The following is a 17,358-nucleotide window of genomic DNA, read 5'->3' on the forward strand; positions in this document are numbered from 1 at the left end:
TTATGAAAAATCAAAGCCGCTACATTATCATGATTAACCTCTTCTTTCTTTTTTCTGCTATGCTTGTAAAAGCACAGGATGAAGTGGGAATTAAACCACTTACAGGCGAAATAGAATTTGACGGGCTGGTAAATGAACCGGCCTGGAAGTTGAGCCAAGAACTGCCTCTTGTCATGCACTTTCCGGTTTTTAATAATCCGACAACTGAGAACAGCGAAGTGTATCTCACTTTTGACAACAACTATTTGTGGGTTGGTGCAGTTCTGTATTACAAGGATGTTGACAACATTGTTTCAACCAGTAAAAAAAGAGATGAGGAATCGGAAAACTCCGATGCTTTTGGGATTCTGCTCGACTCATACGACGACAATGAAAACGCTCTTGCATTTTTCACCATGCCCTCGGGATTAAAGATTGATTATTCGGTTTCGAATGATGGTCAGGGTGGCGGCCCCGGCCCCGGAATGAGTTCAAAAAATTACACCTGGAACTCCTATTGGGATGTAAAAACCACTACTACAAACGAAGCGTGGCATGTTGAGATGCGCATCCCGTTTTCAAGTTTACGATTTCAGAGCAAAAACGGCATCACCAAAATGGGCTTGATCGTTAACCGAAGCATCAGTCACCTGAACGAGATTAACACTTATCCGCCAATCGACACAAAATACGGCCGCGGTGCCAATACCCGACCATCGTTGGCGAAAACCATTGTCTTTGTAGATATCAATCCACGCAATCCGGTATATATTTCGCCATATGTATTGGCAGGAACCACCCGAATGAACGAATTGAACGAAAACGAAACGGACTACCAAAAATCAGATGATCCGGAACTTACCGGCGGTTTAGATGTAAAATATAACCTTAACAACAACCTGACACTTGATTTTACTGTGAATACTGATTTTGCCCAGGTGGAAGCGGACGATGAACAAGTTAACCTTACCCGCTACTCACTGTTTTTCCCCGAGAAAAGACTTTTCTTCCAGGAACGATCAGGTATTTTTAGTTACGAACTGGGTGGCCCGCAAAACCTGTTTTATAGTCGGAATATAGGAATTGCACAAGGTGAACCGGTAACCATATACGGCGGAGTACGAATGGTTGGAAGAGTTGGCAAATGGGATGTTGGTTTCCTGAATATGAACACCGCTGACTTTGAAGAAATACCATCGGAAAACTTTGGTGTTGCCCGCTTAAGAAAGCAGGTTATCAACGAAAATTCATACATCGGCGGAATGATGACAACACGTCTTGGATTCGATGGAAGTTACAATATTGCTTACGGTTTTGATGGTATTTTTAAATATACCGATATTGATTACGTGGCTATAAAACTGGCACAGTCACAGGATAAATCAATGGATGCTGATGTGTTTTCAATGGATCCCACTTATTTCTCCATCGATCTTGAACGCCGCTCCGAAGAAGGATTTTTGTACGAAGGAAAGTATGCTTACTGGGGCGAAAATTTCGATCCTAAATCAGGTTTTGTTTTTATCAATAACATTCACGAAGTTCGGACCAGCATGGGCTATGGTTGGACTGCTGATGAGAAATCTCCGATTTTCAATTATTCATTTTCAGGAGAATTTAATTTAACCAGCCGTATGGAAGACGGGAAAATAGAAAACATGGAACTTGCCCCCCAGTTTAAGATGGATTTGAAAAACGGAATTGGTATTTTCCTGATGCCGGGCTTTAATAAAGAAGGTGTTCCTTTTGATTTCAATTTACCGGGCGGAATTGTTGTTGAAGAAGGCGATTATTCCTTCTGGGCATTTCGCTCGCATTTTAATACGCCACGGACTAAAAAAGTTGTTGCAAATTTTAGTATCGACGGAGGCGGATTTTATGATGGCAACCAGTTTGCAGTGGAACTGGAAACCGACTTCAACATTTCATCCAGTTTTCAACTCTCGGCTTTTTACAAATTCGACAAGGTACGTTTTGATGAAACCAACCAGGAATTCACCAATAACCTGGCGCGCTTAAAAGCCACTTATATGTTGAATACCAAATTATCAATGAGTGCATACATGCAGTACAACGAGCTGGAAAACATTGTAATTTCCAACTTCAGGCTTCGCTTTAATCCGCGCGACGGGAACGATCTTTACCTGGTGCTGAACGATTCGCGTTTTGCCGACAAAAAGAATTTAACACCCACTCCTCCGGGATTTCTCTCGCAAACCATATTATTAAAATATACACACACATTTAGATTATAAGCTATGAATCGAATTAAATTGATTTTAAACATTTTGTTACTGATTGTAATGCTACTGCTAATGGATCCCCGATCATTTTACGGACTGGAATTTCACGAATGGGCAGGACTGATAATTGGCTTGTTCTTCATTCTGCACAAAGCACTAAACTGGAGCTGGATAAAAATAGTAACGGTTTGCTTTTTTAAGAGTTCACCAAACCGTGCACGTTTAAACTATGTTCTCGACGTGTTGCTGCTGGCTGGAATGGTATTGATGATACTGAGTGGAATTGCCATTGCGCGAACCATCAATTTTTCATGGATGAATCTCGGAGGCTCAGGCATGTTTTGGCGGGTGATGCACACCAGTTCTTCGTTTATTACGCTGGCGCTTTTCGGCATTCACCTGGGGCTTCACTGGAAATGGGTACAACTACGTTTTAAATTCAAAAAAGTAGCATCATGAGCAAAAAGATCATCAACGGAATAATTTCGCTGGCAATTGTTATTGCAGCGCTATACGGCTTATCACGGCTGCGTTTTATCGAACGAAGCATCTGGATATTTAAAACAAACGATATGCAAAACACCCGTCGTGGTGGTTTTGAGAGAGGTGGTCGAGAAGGAAGAGACTTTAGAACACGACCGCAGGATTTTGGAGGCCGGGAGCGCCAGAATTTTGAGAACCTACCCGACAGTGTTCGGCAACGACTACTTGCCGAAAGAGGTGCCCGGGTTGAAAACGATAGCTTAAGAGAAAGCCGGGCACTTAATGATACCGCAGAAAGGGGCGATTTCAGAGGCAGAGGTGAGGGACGTGACTTTAGAAGAGGACAAAGCGTTCGGCTGGTTAATGTTGGTTGGTTTTTTATCGTATTTGCCGGTTTTACAGTTATTACTATTTACCTGGACATGCTGTTAAAATTGATTAAACGAAAGAAAAACCAGAAGGAGTGTTGAGTAAAAATTAGGCTTAAGAATATATGGTTGTTTAACCGAAGTTGAAAAAGTTGTATGGGAACAGTGATGATCCCTTTTGGGATTAGTTTGGTTTAGTTGATGCAGATCAGGTGCCTGAAGATTTCAGGTGCCTGATTTTTTGTACAAAACATTTCATCTGATAGTTAACTTATACAAACGTTTTTTAGGTCATTAAACTTATAACTAATTAATAGCAATCTGTTTATATGAAATTATTCACAAAACCTACAAGCAAAAACTTGTTATTATTTGTCCTTTCATTTCTACTGTTTGGCTGTGGAGCGAAATGGTCTGAGGAGCAAAAAAAAGCGTTTAATCTGGTTTAAAACGAGTAGTGTCAAATCCTGTGTTATTCTCCATCTTCAGAGGTATGTATCATCTAGAATAAAGGCTTTGTATTTAAAGATCTGAATAAAAACGGTATGCTAGACAAGTATGAAGACTGGCGTTTATAGTTTGACAAAGGATCTCGGATCTGGTATTACAAATGTCAGTAGAGCAATTTGGTGGCTTAATGCTTTACAGTGCCTACCAAACGATACAGGGAAGAGTGTAGGACGAGGAGGTTTAGGCGGATCGACATACAATTGAAAACCTCTGAAAGAGAGTGGAGCCAAATCAAGTGACCAACCGATCAACGAATAAAATTTCATACTGATTACAACCTGCACCACGTGTTGATTACCTCAGTGTCTTTGCCGGCAGTAGGTGCTAAATGGAACAATAACATGCAGGCACTGGATGAAGGTATCGGATTGGTTCCTCAGAATGGTTGTTAATTAGCGTATCAACTACCAAGCACGTGTAAATTCTTCAATTTTTCCATCGTATCATCAGTAGGCATAAATTCCTTATCCATTTTTATCACTGCTCTCGTTCCGATAACTATTTGGCGATTTCCCTTTAATTTTTTTGAAAGTACGGTTGAAATGTGGAACATCGTTAAACCCGACGGCATAACAAATATCTGCAATCGGAATATTTGTTTCACGCAACATTTGGCATGAACTTTCTATACGGAGGTCGTTTAATGCAGTAAAAAAGGTTTCTCCCTTTTCTCTTTTATAAAAAGTACAAAACGAAGAACGATTCATACCTACGTGTTGTGCCACTTCATCCAGCGAAATATTCCGTTGGTAATTGGTAATCATAAAACGCCAAACTTCGCGAATTTTTAAATTCGCTTTGGTTTGCTTTTCAAACGCACCTACCACACGGGTCTGCTTCGATGATCCGATCTTGTAAAAGATATTGATAATAGATGAAAGTTGTTCAATATTGTTTTGTTCCGACATACTTTTCATGATAGCTTGTAAGCATTTCAACGTTTCATCTTCAAAACAAACTCCCTCCTTTATTGCACTTAAATTCTCAATAACTGGAATTGTTTCAGGAAACGTATCTGCCAGCCTTTTTAAAAATGATTCGGGAAAAATGATAGTGATGTTTTCAATCTTTCCTTCTTCATCATGAACATGTTCATCGAAATACCAGCCATGAGGAAGATTGGGAGGGATAAGGATAATTTCTCCTTTTGAAAAAACCTCCATTGAATTACCAATAACCCGCGTGCCACTTCCGGTGATAATATATGATAACTCCCAGTCGTCGCTTTGGTGAAAAGTTATTTGTTCATCCCAATAGATGTGAACATGGTCGAAAAAGAATGATTTTTCAGCAGTATAGTCGTTGTTGCAATATTTTGGATTTTCGGTGGTAATCTCTTTCATGACTTTGATAAAACTACAAATATCTGACAATTATTTCAAAAAAAAGAACAATAGGAAAATAAGTATGTCCCCTTCTTTTGTAGCACAAGAATAATTGTTTTTCCCAGTGTTTCAAATAAAAATGATATTTAGTGGAGGTATTAAGACAATTTATAAGCTTAGTAAATCCCTTGTCCGATAATAGTTGGAAGATGTTATCAGAGTGTTGCACTCTTAGACGTTATAATGAAGGCGATTTTGTTTTGCGACAAGGAGCAATCGGTACTGATTTATATTTCGTTAAAGAAGGATTATTACGCAATTTTTATGATAAAGGGCACAAAGAAATTTCGGAATGGTTTACATTTGAAAAATCTTTCTGTTTCTCTATTATGAGTTATTTTGAAGGTACTCCAAGCTATTTAGCCATTCAATGTTTGGAGGATTCTGAAGTTATTTCTATTTCTGGTGAAGGGTTTATGAAATTGCAAAAATGTAATTTTGAGATAGCCAATTTTGCATTTTTTTTAATTTCCCGATCACTTATACTTTCACAGCAACGAATGCTTAGCATTCAGTTTGAAACTGCATTACAGCGATATGAAAAACTCCTGGATGAGCATCCAACAATTCTGCATCGTGTTCCTTTGCATTATATTGCTTCCTATTTAGGAATAACACCAGAAACCTTAAGCCGGATAAGGAACCAAATACATTAATTGATAATTGTCAAGACCGCCAATCTCTCTGTTACTTAATATTGCATATCAATCCGTAAATAAGTAATAATTAAACATTTCCTTATGAAAATAAAGTATTCATTTATGATCATGTTAACCTTAACATTTATGGCGGTATTAAAATCCGCTGATGCCCAAAATCCACCTCAACTAGGAAAAGCTTCGATTGAAGATATCGTGAAGGCTATGACGATTGAAGAAAAAGCTACCATCCTTGTTGGTGACGCTTGGGGGACCAGAAATTTTAACCCGGCTGGCGCCAATAGCAAGTATTCTACAGGCATCGTACACGTACCTGGTGCTCCGTTTTCCACCCGTCCAATTCCACGTCTTGGCATACCGGGAACAGGAATGTCAGATGGTCCTGCCGGCATACGTATGGACATTTCCAGACCGGGAAGTAATAAAAAATATTATGCGACATCGTTTCCGGTTGGCACTGTTATGGCTTCTACCTGGAATACAGAATTAGTTGAATATATAGCAACCGAAATGGGCCGCGAAGTAAAGGAATACGGCCTAGATGTGGTTCTTGGCCCGGGAATGAATCTTCAACGCAATCCTTTGTGTGGAAGAAACTTTGAATACTTCTCTGAAGATCCTTTTCTGAATGGGAAGATTGCTTCTGCTATTGTGAACGGCATACAATCCAATGGTGTGGGAACCAGTCCTAAGCACTTCGCAGGTAATAATAGTGAGACCAACCGCTTTTACAGTGATAGCCGCATGAGCCAGAGAACGCTCCGCGAGATGATCCTCAAAGGATTCGAAATTATGGTCAAAGAATCACATCCCTGGACAATCATGTCGTCTTACAATAAACTCAACGGTGATTTTACTCAGCAGAACTATGAGCTTCTCACAACTATTCTCCGCGACGAATGGGGGTACGATGGAGTTGTGTTAACAGACTGGGGATATAAAGAAGGTACTGTAGAAGCAGTAAAGGCCGGCAACGACCTGATGGAAGCCGGTATGGACTTTGAAATCGAAAGGATCATTGAAGCTGTACAAAATGGCAGCCTCTCTATTGAAGATATTGATCGAAATGTCAAAAATGTGCTTAACTATGTTGTCAAGACTCAACACTTCAAAAGATATGAATATTCTGATAATCCAGATATTGATGCCAATGCCAAACTCGCACGTAAGGAGGCAGCAGAAGGTATTATCCTTCTCAAGAACGATGACAATATACTGCCTCTAAAAAATATGAAAAACGCAGCTGTTTTTGGACTTAATTCTTATAAAATGATAGCCGGGGGTGCGGGTTCAGGAAATGTAAATAAAAAATATGTCCGTAACCTTGATGAAGGGTTAGCCATTAATGGCATAGCAGCTGATACTACAATTGCTGACTGGTATAAAAAATATATTGCGTATCAAGATGCTACAAACGGCATTAACCCTCCTTCAATGGAAGCTGTACTTCTTGGTAGTCAGGTTTTAGCTGAACCTTTGGCACCCACCGGACTTACGGAAAAAAATATGAATAGTAATGATGTTGCGATCATTACCATCGGAAGAAACGCCGGTGAAGGCGGAGACCGTAAAATAGAGGATGGAGACTGGTACCTGACTGCAGCAGAAAGAGACCTTCTTCAAAAAGTAACTGATACTTACCATTCTGTTGGCAAAAAGGTAGTGGTGGTTTTGAACATCGGGGGAGTGATTGAGACAGCTTCATGGAAGGATATTCCTGATGCCATTCTACTTGCCTGGACTCCCGGGCAGGAAGTTGGATACACGGTTGCAGATATCCTTGCAGGAAAGAGCTATCCATCAGGGAAACTTCCAATGACCTTTCCGCTCGGTTATTTTGACCTGCCATCATCGCACAATTTCCCCTACAATTACGAAGGCTCCGGGACATTATACCTGGATATGGGTAATAACTCACAACAGGGTCAACCAGTTAAAGATGTTGATTATGTGAACTATGAAGAAGGCATTTGGATTGGCTACCGCTACTTCACCACTACTGGTAAGGAAGTCTCTTATCCATTTGGCTATGGACTGGGATATACCAACTTCGATTACGAAAACCCAGTTGTTAAAGTCGCGGGCGATGGTACGGTTACTGCTACTGTTACGGTTCGAAATAGTGGAAGCTCAGTAGGAAAGGAAGCTGTTCAGTTATATGTAACTGCTCCAACTGGCGAACTCACTAAACCGGAAATTGAGCTTAGAGCTTTCGCAAAAACAAAGGAACTGAAACCAGGTGAATCACAGCTCCTCACTATGAAGGTTGATGCTTACATGCTGGCTTCCTTCAACGAGAGTAAGTCACAATGGGAAACTGCTGCAGGAGAATATACCGCTAAATTCGGTGCTTCAAGTTCCGACATTCGTTGTAAAGCCGGTTTTAAAATTGCGAAAGCACAAGCCTGGCCAGTTCACAATGTAATGGCTCCCAAGATTCCGATTCAAGAGATCAAAATAAAATAAGTTGGTATCATCTTTATATTGGGATTCTTATTCTGACCTATATCAATTATGGTGTTGTTTTCTTTGTGTAGTTTTGACATAAATGGGAGAGTTGTTCTCTTAACTTCAACGATGATGTTTAAATATCTGACAATTATTAGAAAATAAATAACAATTAAAACAATAGTGATAGCTTTATTTTTAGCACATATTTTTTTAACCTAATCCATAAATAATGAATTTGAAATTTAACTCTTCTTTTAAAGATACCAAAAAGCATTACATCATTCTCGACGGTTTGCGCGGAGTTGCAGCGGTAATGGTAGTACTGTTTCATCTTTTGGAAACTTTTGCCATGGGCAAACATTCGGAGCAAATCATTAACCACGGTTATCTTGCCGTCGATTTCTTCTTCGTGCTGTCGGGTTTTGTAATTGGTTATGCCTACGATGACAGGTGGAATAAAATGAGTTTAAAAGAATTTTTTAAACGCCGTTTAATACGTCTTCATCCAATGATAATTGTTGGAATGATCATCGGTGCCGTCTTATTTTATTTTCAGGATAGCTTCTTCTTTCCTGCTATTTCAGAGACACCGGTTTGGAAGATGTTACTTGTAATGGTTATTGGCTTTACATTGTTTCCGGTTGGGCGTTCGCTGGATATTCGTGGCTGGACGGAAATGCATCCGTTAAACGGCCCTGCCTGGTCACTGTTTTTTGAATATATTGCCAACATTCTTTATGCATTCTTCCTGCGTAAGCTACCCAATAAAATTCTGGCAGTTTTGCTATTTATCTGCGGTGCAGCACTTATTCATCTTGCGGTTACCAATGGACACATCATTGGAGGCTGGGCGATCGATTCAACACAGCTACGTATTGGCTTCACCCGTTTGCTTTACCCATTTATTGCAGGATTATTGCTTTCGCGTGTAGTTAAGGTTGGCCACATAAAAAACGCATTTTTCTGGAGCAGCCTGCTGTTAATTGTAATTCTATCAGTACCACATATTGGAAGCGAGGATCATGTTTGGATGAATGGATTGTATGTGGCGCTTAGTGTGATATTCATTTTTCCACTCATTGTTTATATTGGTGCTAGTGGTGAAATAAAAGGAAAACGGGCAACACAATTATGTCGTTTTCTGGGTAATATTTCATATCCTATTTATATCATCCACTATCCAATGATTTATACATTTATGGCTTGGGTCGCCAAAAATGAAATGATGTCGATAACAAAAGCACTTCCTGCCATCATACTTGTTTTAGCTTCAAGTATTTTACTTGCCTGGGCTTCCTTTACATTTTATGATGTTCCTGTGCGAAAATGGCTTACTGCCCGTTTTATGAACTCGGCTCAGAAACAGAAATAAGATGATTTGGGCACGTTGGTTTTGGTGTACTATTTTCACTTCAATCCTATTCTTTTCGGTTGAAAACAGCTATGCTTTAAATTTTTTGAAGATTGATGCTGTTGAAATTGAAAAGGAAACTGAAAGTGTTGAGGATTCAGTTCTGCGTCCGAAACGAATTATGTCCACTCAGTGGATAGACGAAGCTCCTGTAATAGATGGAAGTTTAACTGACGGGTGCTGGGCGCTTGGTGAGTGGCAAAGTAATTATACACAATTCTCGCCAAAATACGGAGGTGAGGCAAGTCGTAAAACAGAGATCAAGATTTTTTACGATGATAAAAATGTTTATGCCGGAATTCGTGCTTATGATGACATGAGTAAAATGAGCCGTAAACTGGATCGCCGTGATAACTTTACCGGCGATTTGGTTGGCATTCATATCGATAGCTATTTTGACCACCGTACTGCCTTTGAATTTGACCTGACTTCTGCCGGCCAGAAAATTGATGTGTGGGTTGGAAACGACGGCTGGGATATGAACTGGAATGCGGTTTGGTATGGCAAAGTAGCTTATGAAGACTCGGCCTGGACAGCGGAATTTAAAATACCACTGAGCCAGTTGCGCTACAGTCAGCAGGAAAATCAGGTTTGGGGGCTAAACTCGTGGCGAAAAATTGACCGATTGCAGGAGGAGCATCACTGGAACCTGGTAGCCAATGATGGTACGGGTCTGGTTTATACTTTCGGAGAATTGCACGGATTAAAAGGACTCAAAAAGAATAAACGTTTTGAACTGGCTCCCTATGTTTCTTCGAAATTGACAGCCGTTGAAAAAACAGCTGGCAATCCATTCTCTCAAAAGCCCGACTTTGCAGGGCAGGGCGGGATAGATGCGCTTATCGGAATATCAAACAATACTACATTGTCGGCTACCATCAATCCCGACTTTGGCCAGGTGGAGGCCGATCCTTCGGTAATGAACCTAACGGCATTTGAAACCTACTTTGAAGAAAAGCGCCCATTCTTTGTGGAAGGCAAAAATATATTCGATTTCACTTTTGATGACGATCTGTTGTTTTACACACGCCGAATCGGTCATGCGCCATCCTATAATCCGGGTTTTGAGAATATGCAAATGCCGGAAAATACGACTATTGCCGGAGCTTTAAAATTGTCAGGGAAAACTTCAAAAGGATTGTCGTTCGGAATTATTGAATCGCTTACAACAAAAGAGTTTGCGGATATTTACGATGCCGGAGAAGAATTTAGCCAGGTGGTAGAGCCATTGTCCAATTATTTTATCGGGCGTTTTCAGCAGGAATACGACCACGGAAATACCCTGATTGGAGGAATGCTTACACAAACGCACCGAACGATAAAAGATGAGCACCTGAATTTTCTTTCAAGCAATGCGCTAACCTACGGAGCCGATTTTACTCGGTACTGGAAAGACCGCGAATATTTTTTTGAAACGAAGCTGATTGGCAGCAGTATCAATGGCGATGAAGAAGCAATAAGCAGACTGCAAACCTCTTCGGCCCGATACTATCAACGACCGGATTCTGATAATGCATACGATCCAAACCTGACAAAGCTGAACGGAATAGGTGCATCTGTTAAAGCTGGTAAGTGGAGTAAAGGCCACTGGCGTTACAACGAGGAAATCAATTACCGGTCGCCCGGCCTCGAATTAAACGACCTCGGATTTATGATGCTTGCCGATTTGTTAAAGAACAACACCTCAGTTTCGTACGTCGAAAAGGAGAATAAAAGTATTTTCAAAAACTACGAATTCAACCTTCAGCAACAAAATGCCTGGAACAGTGCAGGAGATGGGCTTTATTCCCAGGCTGTTTTGTCATCTCATACCGAATTTATGAATAGCTGGATGCTGGTTGTAAACGGAAGCTATAAATGGCGAATAAACGATGAACAGCTTTTGCGTGGCGGGCCTTCAATGAAATTGCCCGATCAGTTGGCCTTACATTATATGGCCTACACCAACCAGGCAAAGAACCTGATCGTTTCCTTATCCGGCACCAGGGCAATCCACCTCACCGGAAATTCAAATTTAACGTCTGTTTCGCCTGAAATCAGTTTAAGGGTACGTTCGAACCTGCGTTTTTCATTTCAGACCGATTTTCAGAAAACACTCGATGAACTTCAATATATTCAGCATGTAAATAAGCCTGATAATTCAACTAGTTATTTATTGGGGACTATCGATAACCGCAACCTGGGATTTACACTTCGCGTCGATCTGGCAGTTACGCCTGAAATGACTATCCAGTATTATGCCAGTCCGTTTGTTTCGATAGGGAAGTACAAAGATTTTAAACGAGTTACCGATCCGCAGAGTTCGGCTTACGATCAACGATTTACAACGATGGTGCCCGACATTCAGAACAACATGTATTATTTTGATGAGAACCTGGATGGAACAGCTGATTACTCCATTTCTAATCCGGATTTCAATTTTCAGCAGTTCCGCAGTAACCTGGTTTTTCGATGGGAATACAGGGCAGGCTCAACAATCTACCTGGTTTGGTCGCAAGACCGGACTAATTATGATCCGGCCGGTTCGTTTTCATTCCACGACGGATTTAAAAAGATGGCAGATCTTCATCCTAAAAATATACTCATGATTAAACTGAGTTACTGGTTTTCAGCTTGATTAAACCAACTAAACCTTATAAATTAATAAAATGAAAAGAAGACAGTTTATTCGAAACACAGGAATTGCAGGTGGTATAATGATGACATCGCCAATTTTGGCAAATAGTTTCAAAACGGAAAATTATGATTTTCGGTTAGTGGATATGCACGTACATACTACTCCAAGGTTTTCAATCGACCAGATTTTGGAGGTTGGAAAACAAAAGAACATACAGTTTGGTATCGTCGAGCATCCCGGAGGAGACATTGTTGATGATGCTAGCCTGATGAAATACATCGAAAACCTGAGACAGTATCCTGTATATATCGGCTTGCAGCCTACAACTCCTGGCTGGTCTGAGAGTTTTTCAAAAGAAGCATTGTCTGAGCTGGATTATGTACTGATGGATCCTCAAACTTTTGAAATGGGAAACAGCTACGGCGATCCGATGCGTATCTGGAGTTTTGATACCTACGTGGATGATACCGAAAAATTCATGGAAGCTTATATGGAACACACGATGAAAATACTTGAATCCTCTGAGCCTCTGAATATTTTTGGCTGGCCTTTGTTTTTGCCGGTTTGTATTGCCCGCGATTATTATTCGTTATGGACAGAAGATAGGATGCAAAAGATTATTAGTGCTGCCAAAAAACGAAATATTGCATTTGAGATTAATGATCTGGCGCATACACCTCATGAAAAATTCATCAATATGGCGAAAGAGCAAGGTCTTAAATTTACTTTCGGGTCTGATACGAGAAACGAAAAAACAGGTCGCCTGGATTATTGCAAATACATTGCTAAAAAGTGCAATTTAAAGGAAGATGATTTTTATCGACCAGCCAGAAACATATAAAAATTTTGATTTAAAGATTTGAATTATTGCTAGCACTTTATCAAGTGTAAAGAAGAGAAATATTGTTTGTATGATTACAAAAAAACTATGTGCAAAAACTAATAAATAAAGTGATGGAAAAAAGAAAATTTTTAAAAACGATGGGGCTACTTACTGCCGGTGGAATAGTAGGTGGAGCTATTGCTCCTTCAACTGCATCGGCAATGATTAAAAATAACGCAACAAATAAAAAAGATGTGGGATTACAAATCTACTCGCTGGGTCGTGAACTGACAGAAGATGTAGCAAATGGTTTGAAGAAAATTAAGAAAATTGGTTACAATTTCATTGAACTGGCCGGTTATAATGGAGGCAAAATAGGTGAGTATACAGTAGATACATATCGCAAAATGGCTGAAGATGCGGGTTTGAAAATTACAAGCTCACATGTTAATCCAAATACACGAGATATAAAAAAGGATAATCTGGATGAGATTGCAGATTTTTGGAAAAGAACTGTTGAGGATCACGTGAAACTTGGTTGTAAAGCTTTGGTTCAACCAATGATGCCAAATATTAAAAATCACGATGATGTTGCCCATGTTTGCGAATCCTTTAATCAGGCGGGAGAAATTGCAGAAGAAGCCGGAATTAAGTGGGGATATCACAATCATAATATGGAATTTGGCCGTGTTGTTAAGGAGGAAGATAAGGGAAAACAACAAAATCCATGGATGCCTGTAGGAGATGTTATTTATGATTTATTACTCAACGGAACTGATCCCAGCCTTGTATTTTTTGAAATGGATGTTTACTGGACAGTAATGGGACAAAATGACCCGCTTGAGTATTTCGAAAAATATGCCGGGAGATTTCCTGGTCTTCATATAAAAGATCGTTCTGTTTTAGGGCAATCCGGAATGATGAACTTTGAAAGAATATTCCAAAAGGCTTATGAAATAGGATTGGACGAGTATTTTGTCGAGCTGGAAGGAATTCGTACCGGAATGACTCAATTTGAAGGCGTTGAAGCTTGTTTCAATTATCTGAATAAAGCCCCTTTTGTAAAGTAAGAAATTAATAAATAATACCCTTTAATGCGTTTTAACCGGGAACAGTTTAGGTCGATTTAGTTTTACTAAAGCTAGTGCAGATAATTCTTTACTGTGCTAGCTTTTTTTATGGTAGCCTTAAACTTCTTTACAGATTTTATACTCACTAATGCTTATATATTGCACAACCATAATCAATTTCGTAGTAGGGACTGGGACTAATGCTTAATTAAATGCTGCGACAACTTTTTAATAACAACTGTGCTGCTCCTTCTTGTCCTTTGAGGATATGGAAACTTTTCTCGTCTTAATTTAGATAATAAAGGACTTATCATTCTTATTGACGAGAAACTATTATACATTTAAATTTGTGGTTCAATTAACACTTCTTCATTTAATTATATAGATATGACAGAAAAGGAAAAGGCAGAAAAGGGGTTATTATACAATCCGAACAGAAATAAAGAACTCATTGCAGAAATTCTGAGATGTAAGCAACTTTGTTTTGAATATAACCAGTTACCTTTTAATGCTGAGGAAGAACGTACGGTTATGATTAAAAAAATTATAGGGAAAACCAAAGGCAACCCAATAATAGTTTCTCCGTTTTACTGTGATTATGGAAGCAATATAGAACTTGGCGAAAACTTTTTTGCAAATCATAACCTGGTTTTGCTCGACGGTGCAAAAATTACCTTTGGCAATAATGTATTTATTGGACCCAATTGTTGTATTTCTACAGCAGGACACCCAATTGATAAAGACAAAAGAAATGAAGGATTCGAATTTGCCTATCCGATATCAATAGGAAATAATGTATGGATTGGTGCCAATGTTTGTGTTTTACCCGGAATAATAATCGGCGATAGTTCTGTTATCGGTGCTGGAAGTGTGGTAACAAAAGACATTCCATCGGATGTAATTGCAGTTGGAAATCCATGCCGTGTTATTCGCAATCTCAATTTATAACCAAAAGAGAATAAGAAAAATGAAAAAGATCTTAATGAGCCTGCTAACAGGCCTGTTAGTACAAATATCAATTGCTCAAACCCTGGATAAAATGCAGTGGTTCAATGAGCCGGAAAAATGGGAAGTTAAAAACAATACACTTTCCATAAACGTAACCCCTCAAAGTGATTATTGGCGTATTTCACATTACGGGTTTACGGTCGATGATGCCCCTTTCCTTTATGGTACTTATGGCGGTGAATTTGAGGTGAAAATAAAAATATCGGGCGATTATAAGGTAAGATTCGACCAGTCCGGGCTGATGTTGCGTATAGACCATGAGAATTATATTAAGGCAGGAATAGAGTTTGTCGATGGCAAATACAACATTAGTACGGTTGTAACCCATAAAACAAGCGATTGGAGTGTGATCACTTTAGAAGAGCCTGTCTCGTATCTATGGATAAAGGCAGTAAGGCGATTGGATGCAGTCGAAGTATTTTACTCTTTCGACGATAAAAATTATGTAATGATGCGAAACGCATGGTTGCAAGATAATTGCCCAGTAATGGTCGGCTTAATGGGCGCTTGTCCTGATGGCAATGGGTTTAATGCTAAATTTGAAAACTTCTCGGTAAAGCATCTGCCCGACCAACGTCGATTGAAATGGTTAAAAGAAAATGCAGAATAAACACAGCAATCTTTAATCAAGAAAATGATAGACCTACATATTCACTCCAATTACAGTAACGATGGTGAATTTGAAATTGCCGATATCGTCACACTTTGCAAAAAGAACGGTGTAGAGTTCTTCTCCATTACCGACCATAATTCTGTGAAAGGAAATAAGGAGGCTGCGCTTGAGGCAGAACAAAAAGGGATTGAATTTGCCGCAGGAATAAAAATAGATTGTAACTATAAGGGAACAAACCTGCATGTATTAGGATATCATGTTAATTGGCAATCGGAAGATTTTGCACGAATAGAAAATGCAGATTACACAAAAATAATGGATTCTTTTGGGCAAATGGTTCACAATCTATGCCGATTGGGTTTCGTGATTGATGCTGAAACTGTATTGTCGAAAGCCGAGGGCAAACTGCCCTCGGCTGAATTAATCGCAGAGGTAATGCTATCTGATCCCAAATATTACACTCACTTACTTCTACCTTACATGGAAGAAGGCGAAAGAAGCGATATGCCTTACATTAATTTTTACTTGGACTACTTTACACAAGGTAAACCGGCTTATGTTCCTGTTCAATTTATGGATTATCGGGATGCCATCAGGGTAATCAGAGATAACCGAGGAATCCCCATTGTAGCTCATCCCGGACTTAACTTGAAAGGACAGGAAGAAGTAGTAGAAGAACTCTTGAACGATGGCGCAGCAGGCTTGGAAGTATTCAATAATTACCACACCTTGAATCAAGCGGATTACTTCGCTTCCCTTGCGCAAAAAAGAAACTGCCTGATGACGTGCGGAAGCGATTTTCATGGCAAGAATAAACCTTTAATAAATGTCGGTCAGTATCAAATAATTGACAGGTACAAAGGCGATTTAATAAACTCGATTGAGAAAATTAGAAAGGCAATATAACTAAAAATAACCGTGGAACATTAAGTTAAGTGTATCTGAAAAGTTGAGAAATAATTTGGATTAGTCTTAGAATTCATATATTATAGAATTGAAATGGGATTTAATTATTCACAACATTATAGTTGAAGGTTAAAGAGTGAAAACATTTATACTTCTGATGAGTATCGGAAATTGAATTGATAACTTTTAGCTTCACGTTAAGAAAGTTATCAATATTTCAATGGCTACTTAAGCCGACTTCCGATTCATTCTCCTCCTTTCATTTATGGTTTCAAATTTTATCTCTTTTCTTCGAATCAAAACTTCTTTAGCCCGTCCAAAATAAACATCGGCAGGCGTTACATTTTGTAATGATTCGTGATAACGATGATTGTTATATTAATCCACAAACACTTCAATATTGGCCCTCAAATCATCAGGGAAGAAGTAATTTTCGAGTTTTACCACATTTTTCATCGAACGGTGATATCGCTCAATCTTCCCCTGTGTTTGCGGGTGGTACGGGGCACCACGCACATGGCCCATTTTACTGTCGCTTATGAATTTTTGGAACTCATTGGGAACGTAGCAGGAACCATTATTAGACAAAAGTCTTGGCCGATTATCCGTATTGAGTCCTGTTTTTTTCAATGCTGTTTTGACAATCCGTTTGGCATCGGTCGTTTCCATATTGGTGCTAAGTTCCCAGGCAATGATATAACGGGAGTAATCGTCCATAATAGTAGACAAGTAATACCAACCCCAGTTTATCACTTTAAAGTACGTAAAATCGGTCTGCCATTGCTGATGAACGTGCCTGGTTTTGTCTTTAAACTCATCAGCCGCAGCCATT

14 protein-coding genes are annotated in these 17,358 nt (G+C 39.4%); 12 read left to right on the forward strand and 2 right to left on the reverse strand.

Annotated features, from left to right (window positions below; genetic code table 11):
* The first annotated feature begins 2 nt into the window (after positions 1–2).
* Genes G4420_RS22790 through G4420_RS22800 form a run of 3 tightly spaced genes read left to right on the forward strand, consistent with a single transcriptional unit; the run spans position 3 to position 3,175 of the window.
* Positions 3–2,234, forward strand: a complete 2,232-nt coding sequence (locus G4420_RS22790) for a carbohydrate binding family 9 domain-containing protein (RefSeq protein ID WP_163326258.1) — start codon at positions 3–5, stop codon at positions 2,232–2,234.
* Positions 2,235–2,237: 3 nt separating this feature from the next.
* Positions 2,238–2,681: a DUF4405 domain-containing protein gene (locus G4420_RS22795; RefSeq protein ID WP_163326259.1), complete on the forward strand. Its 444-nt coding sequence runs from the start codon at positions 2,238–2,240 to the stop codon at positions 2,679–2,681.
* Complete coding sequence (locus G4420_RS22800) at positions 2,678–3,175, forward strand: hypothetical protein (protein WP_163326260.1); 498 nt, start codon at positions 2,678–2,680, stop codon at positions 3,173–3,175. The genes G4420_RS22795 and G4420_RS22800 overlap by 4 nt, the downstream gene beginning before the upstream one ends.
* Positions 3,176–4,047: 872 nt before the next feature.
* On the opposite strand, the gene G4420_RS22805 is transcribed toward G4420_RS22800, so the two are convergent.
* Positions 4,048–4,926, reverse strand: a complete 879-nt coding sequence (locus tag G4420_RS22805) for an AraC family transcriptional regulator (RefSeq protein WP_163326261.1) — start codon at positions 4,924–4,926, stop codon at positions 4,048–4,050.
* 131 nt (positions 4,927–5,057) lie between these two features.
* Between G4420_RS22805 and G4420_RS22810 the strand changes: the two genes are divergently transcribed.
* From G4420_RS22810 to G4420_RS22850, 9 genes are all read left to right on the forward strand, one after another.
* Entirely contained in the window at positions 5,058–5,624 is a 567-nt protein-coding gene (locus G4420_RS22810; protein ID WP_163326262.1) for a Crp/Fnr family transcriptional regulator, read from the forward strand.
* Between the two features lie 84 nt (positions 5,625–5,708).
* Positions 5,709–8,093, forward strand: a complete 2,385-nt coding sequence (locus G4420_RS22815) for a glycoside hydrolase family 3 C-terminal domain-containing protein (RefSeq protein ID WP_204273798.1) — start codon at positions 5,709–5,711, stop codon at positions 8,091–8,093.
* Positions 8,094–8,307: 214 nt separating this feature from the next.
* A complete protein-coding gene (locus G4420_RS22820) occupies positions 8,308–9,450 on the forward strand; it encodes an acyltransferase family protein (protein WP_163326263.1) in 1,143 nt (380 codons plus the stop codon).
* Between the two features lies 1 nt (position 9,451).
* Positions 9,452–12,106, forward strand: coding sequence for a DUF5916 domain-containing protein (locus G4420_RS22825; RefSeq protein ID WP_163326264.1), 2,655 nt, complete (start codon positions 9,452–9,454; stop codon positions 12,104–12,106).
* 31 nt (positions 12,107–12,137) lie between these two features.
* Positions 12,138–12,947 carry a hypothetical protein gene (locus G4420_RS22830; protein ID WP_163326265.1) on the forward strand — a complete coding sequence of 270 codons (810 nt, stop codon included), beginning with the start codon at positions 12,138–12,140 and terminating at the stop codon, positions 12,945–12,947.
* A gap of 113 nt (positions 12,948–13,060) precedes the next feature.
* On the forward strand, positions 13,061–13,999 hold the full coding sequence (locus G4420_RS22835) for a sugar phosphate isomerase/epimerase family protein (protein ID WP_204273799.1): 939 nt from the start codon (positions 13,061–13,063) through the stop codon (positions 13,997–13,999).
* A gap of 387 nt (positions 14,000–14,386) precedes the next feature.
* The gene (locus G4420_RS22840; RefSeq protein ID WP_163326266.1) at positions 14,387–14,947 is read left to right on the forward strand and encodes a sugar O-acetyltransferase; all 561 of its coding nucleotides are present in this window, start codon (positions 14,387–14,389) and stop codon (positions 14,945–14,947) included.
* A gap of 19 nt (positions 14,948–14,966) precedes the next feature.
* Positions 14,967–15,617 (forward strand): DUF1349 domain-containing protein, encoded by a 651-nt coding sequence (locus tag G4420_RS22845; RefSeq protein WP_163326267.1) that lies wholly within the window; start codon positions 14,967–14,969, stop codon positions 15,615–15,617.
* 24 nt (positions 15,618–15,641) lie between these two features.
* Positions 15,642–16,526, forward strand: coding sequence for a PHP domain-containing protein (locus tag G4420_RS22850; RefSeq protein WP_163326268.1), 885 nt, complete (start codon positions 15,642–15,644; stop codon positions 16,524–16,526).
* A gap of 378 nt (positions 16,527–16,904) precedes the next feature.
* Here G4420_RS22850 and G4420_RS22855 read toward each other — a convergent pair.
* The coding region (locus tag G4420_RS22855) for a DDE-type integrase/transposase/recombinase (RefSeq protein WP_163326227.1) at positions 16,905–17,358 on the reverse strand (454 nt) is incomplete at its 5' end.

The sequence above is a fragment of the Draconibacterium mangrovi genome (genome assembly GCF_010586825.1).
GTDB classification, from domain to species: Bacteria; Bacteroidota; Bacteroidia; order Bacteroidales; family Prolixibacteraceae; genus Draconibacterium; species Draconibacterium mangrovi.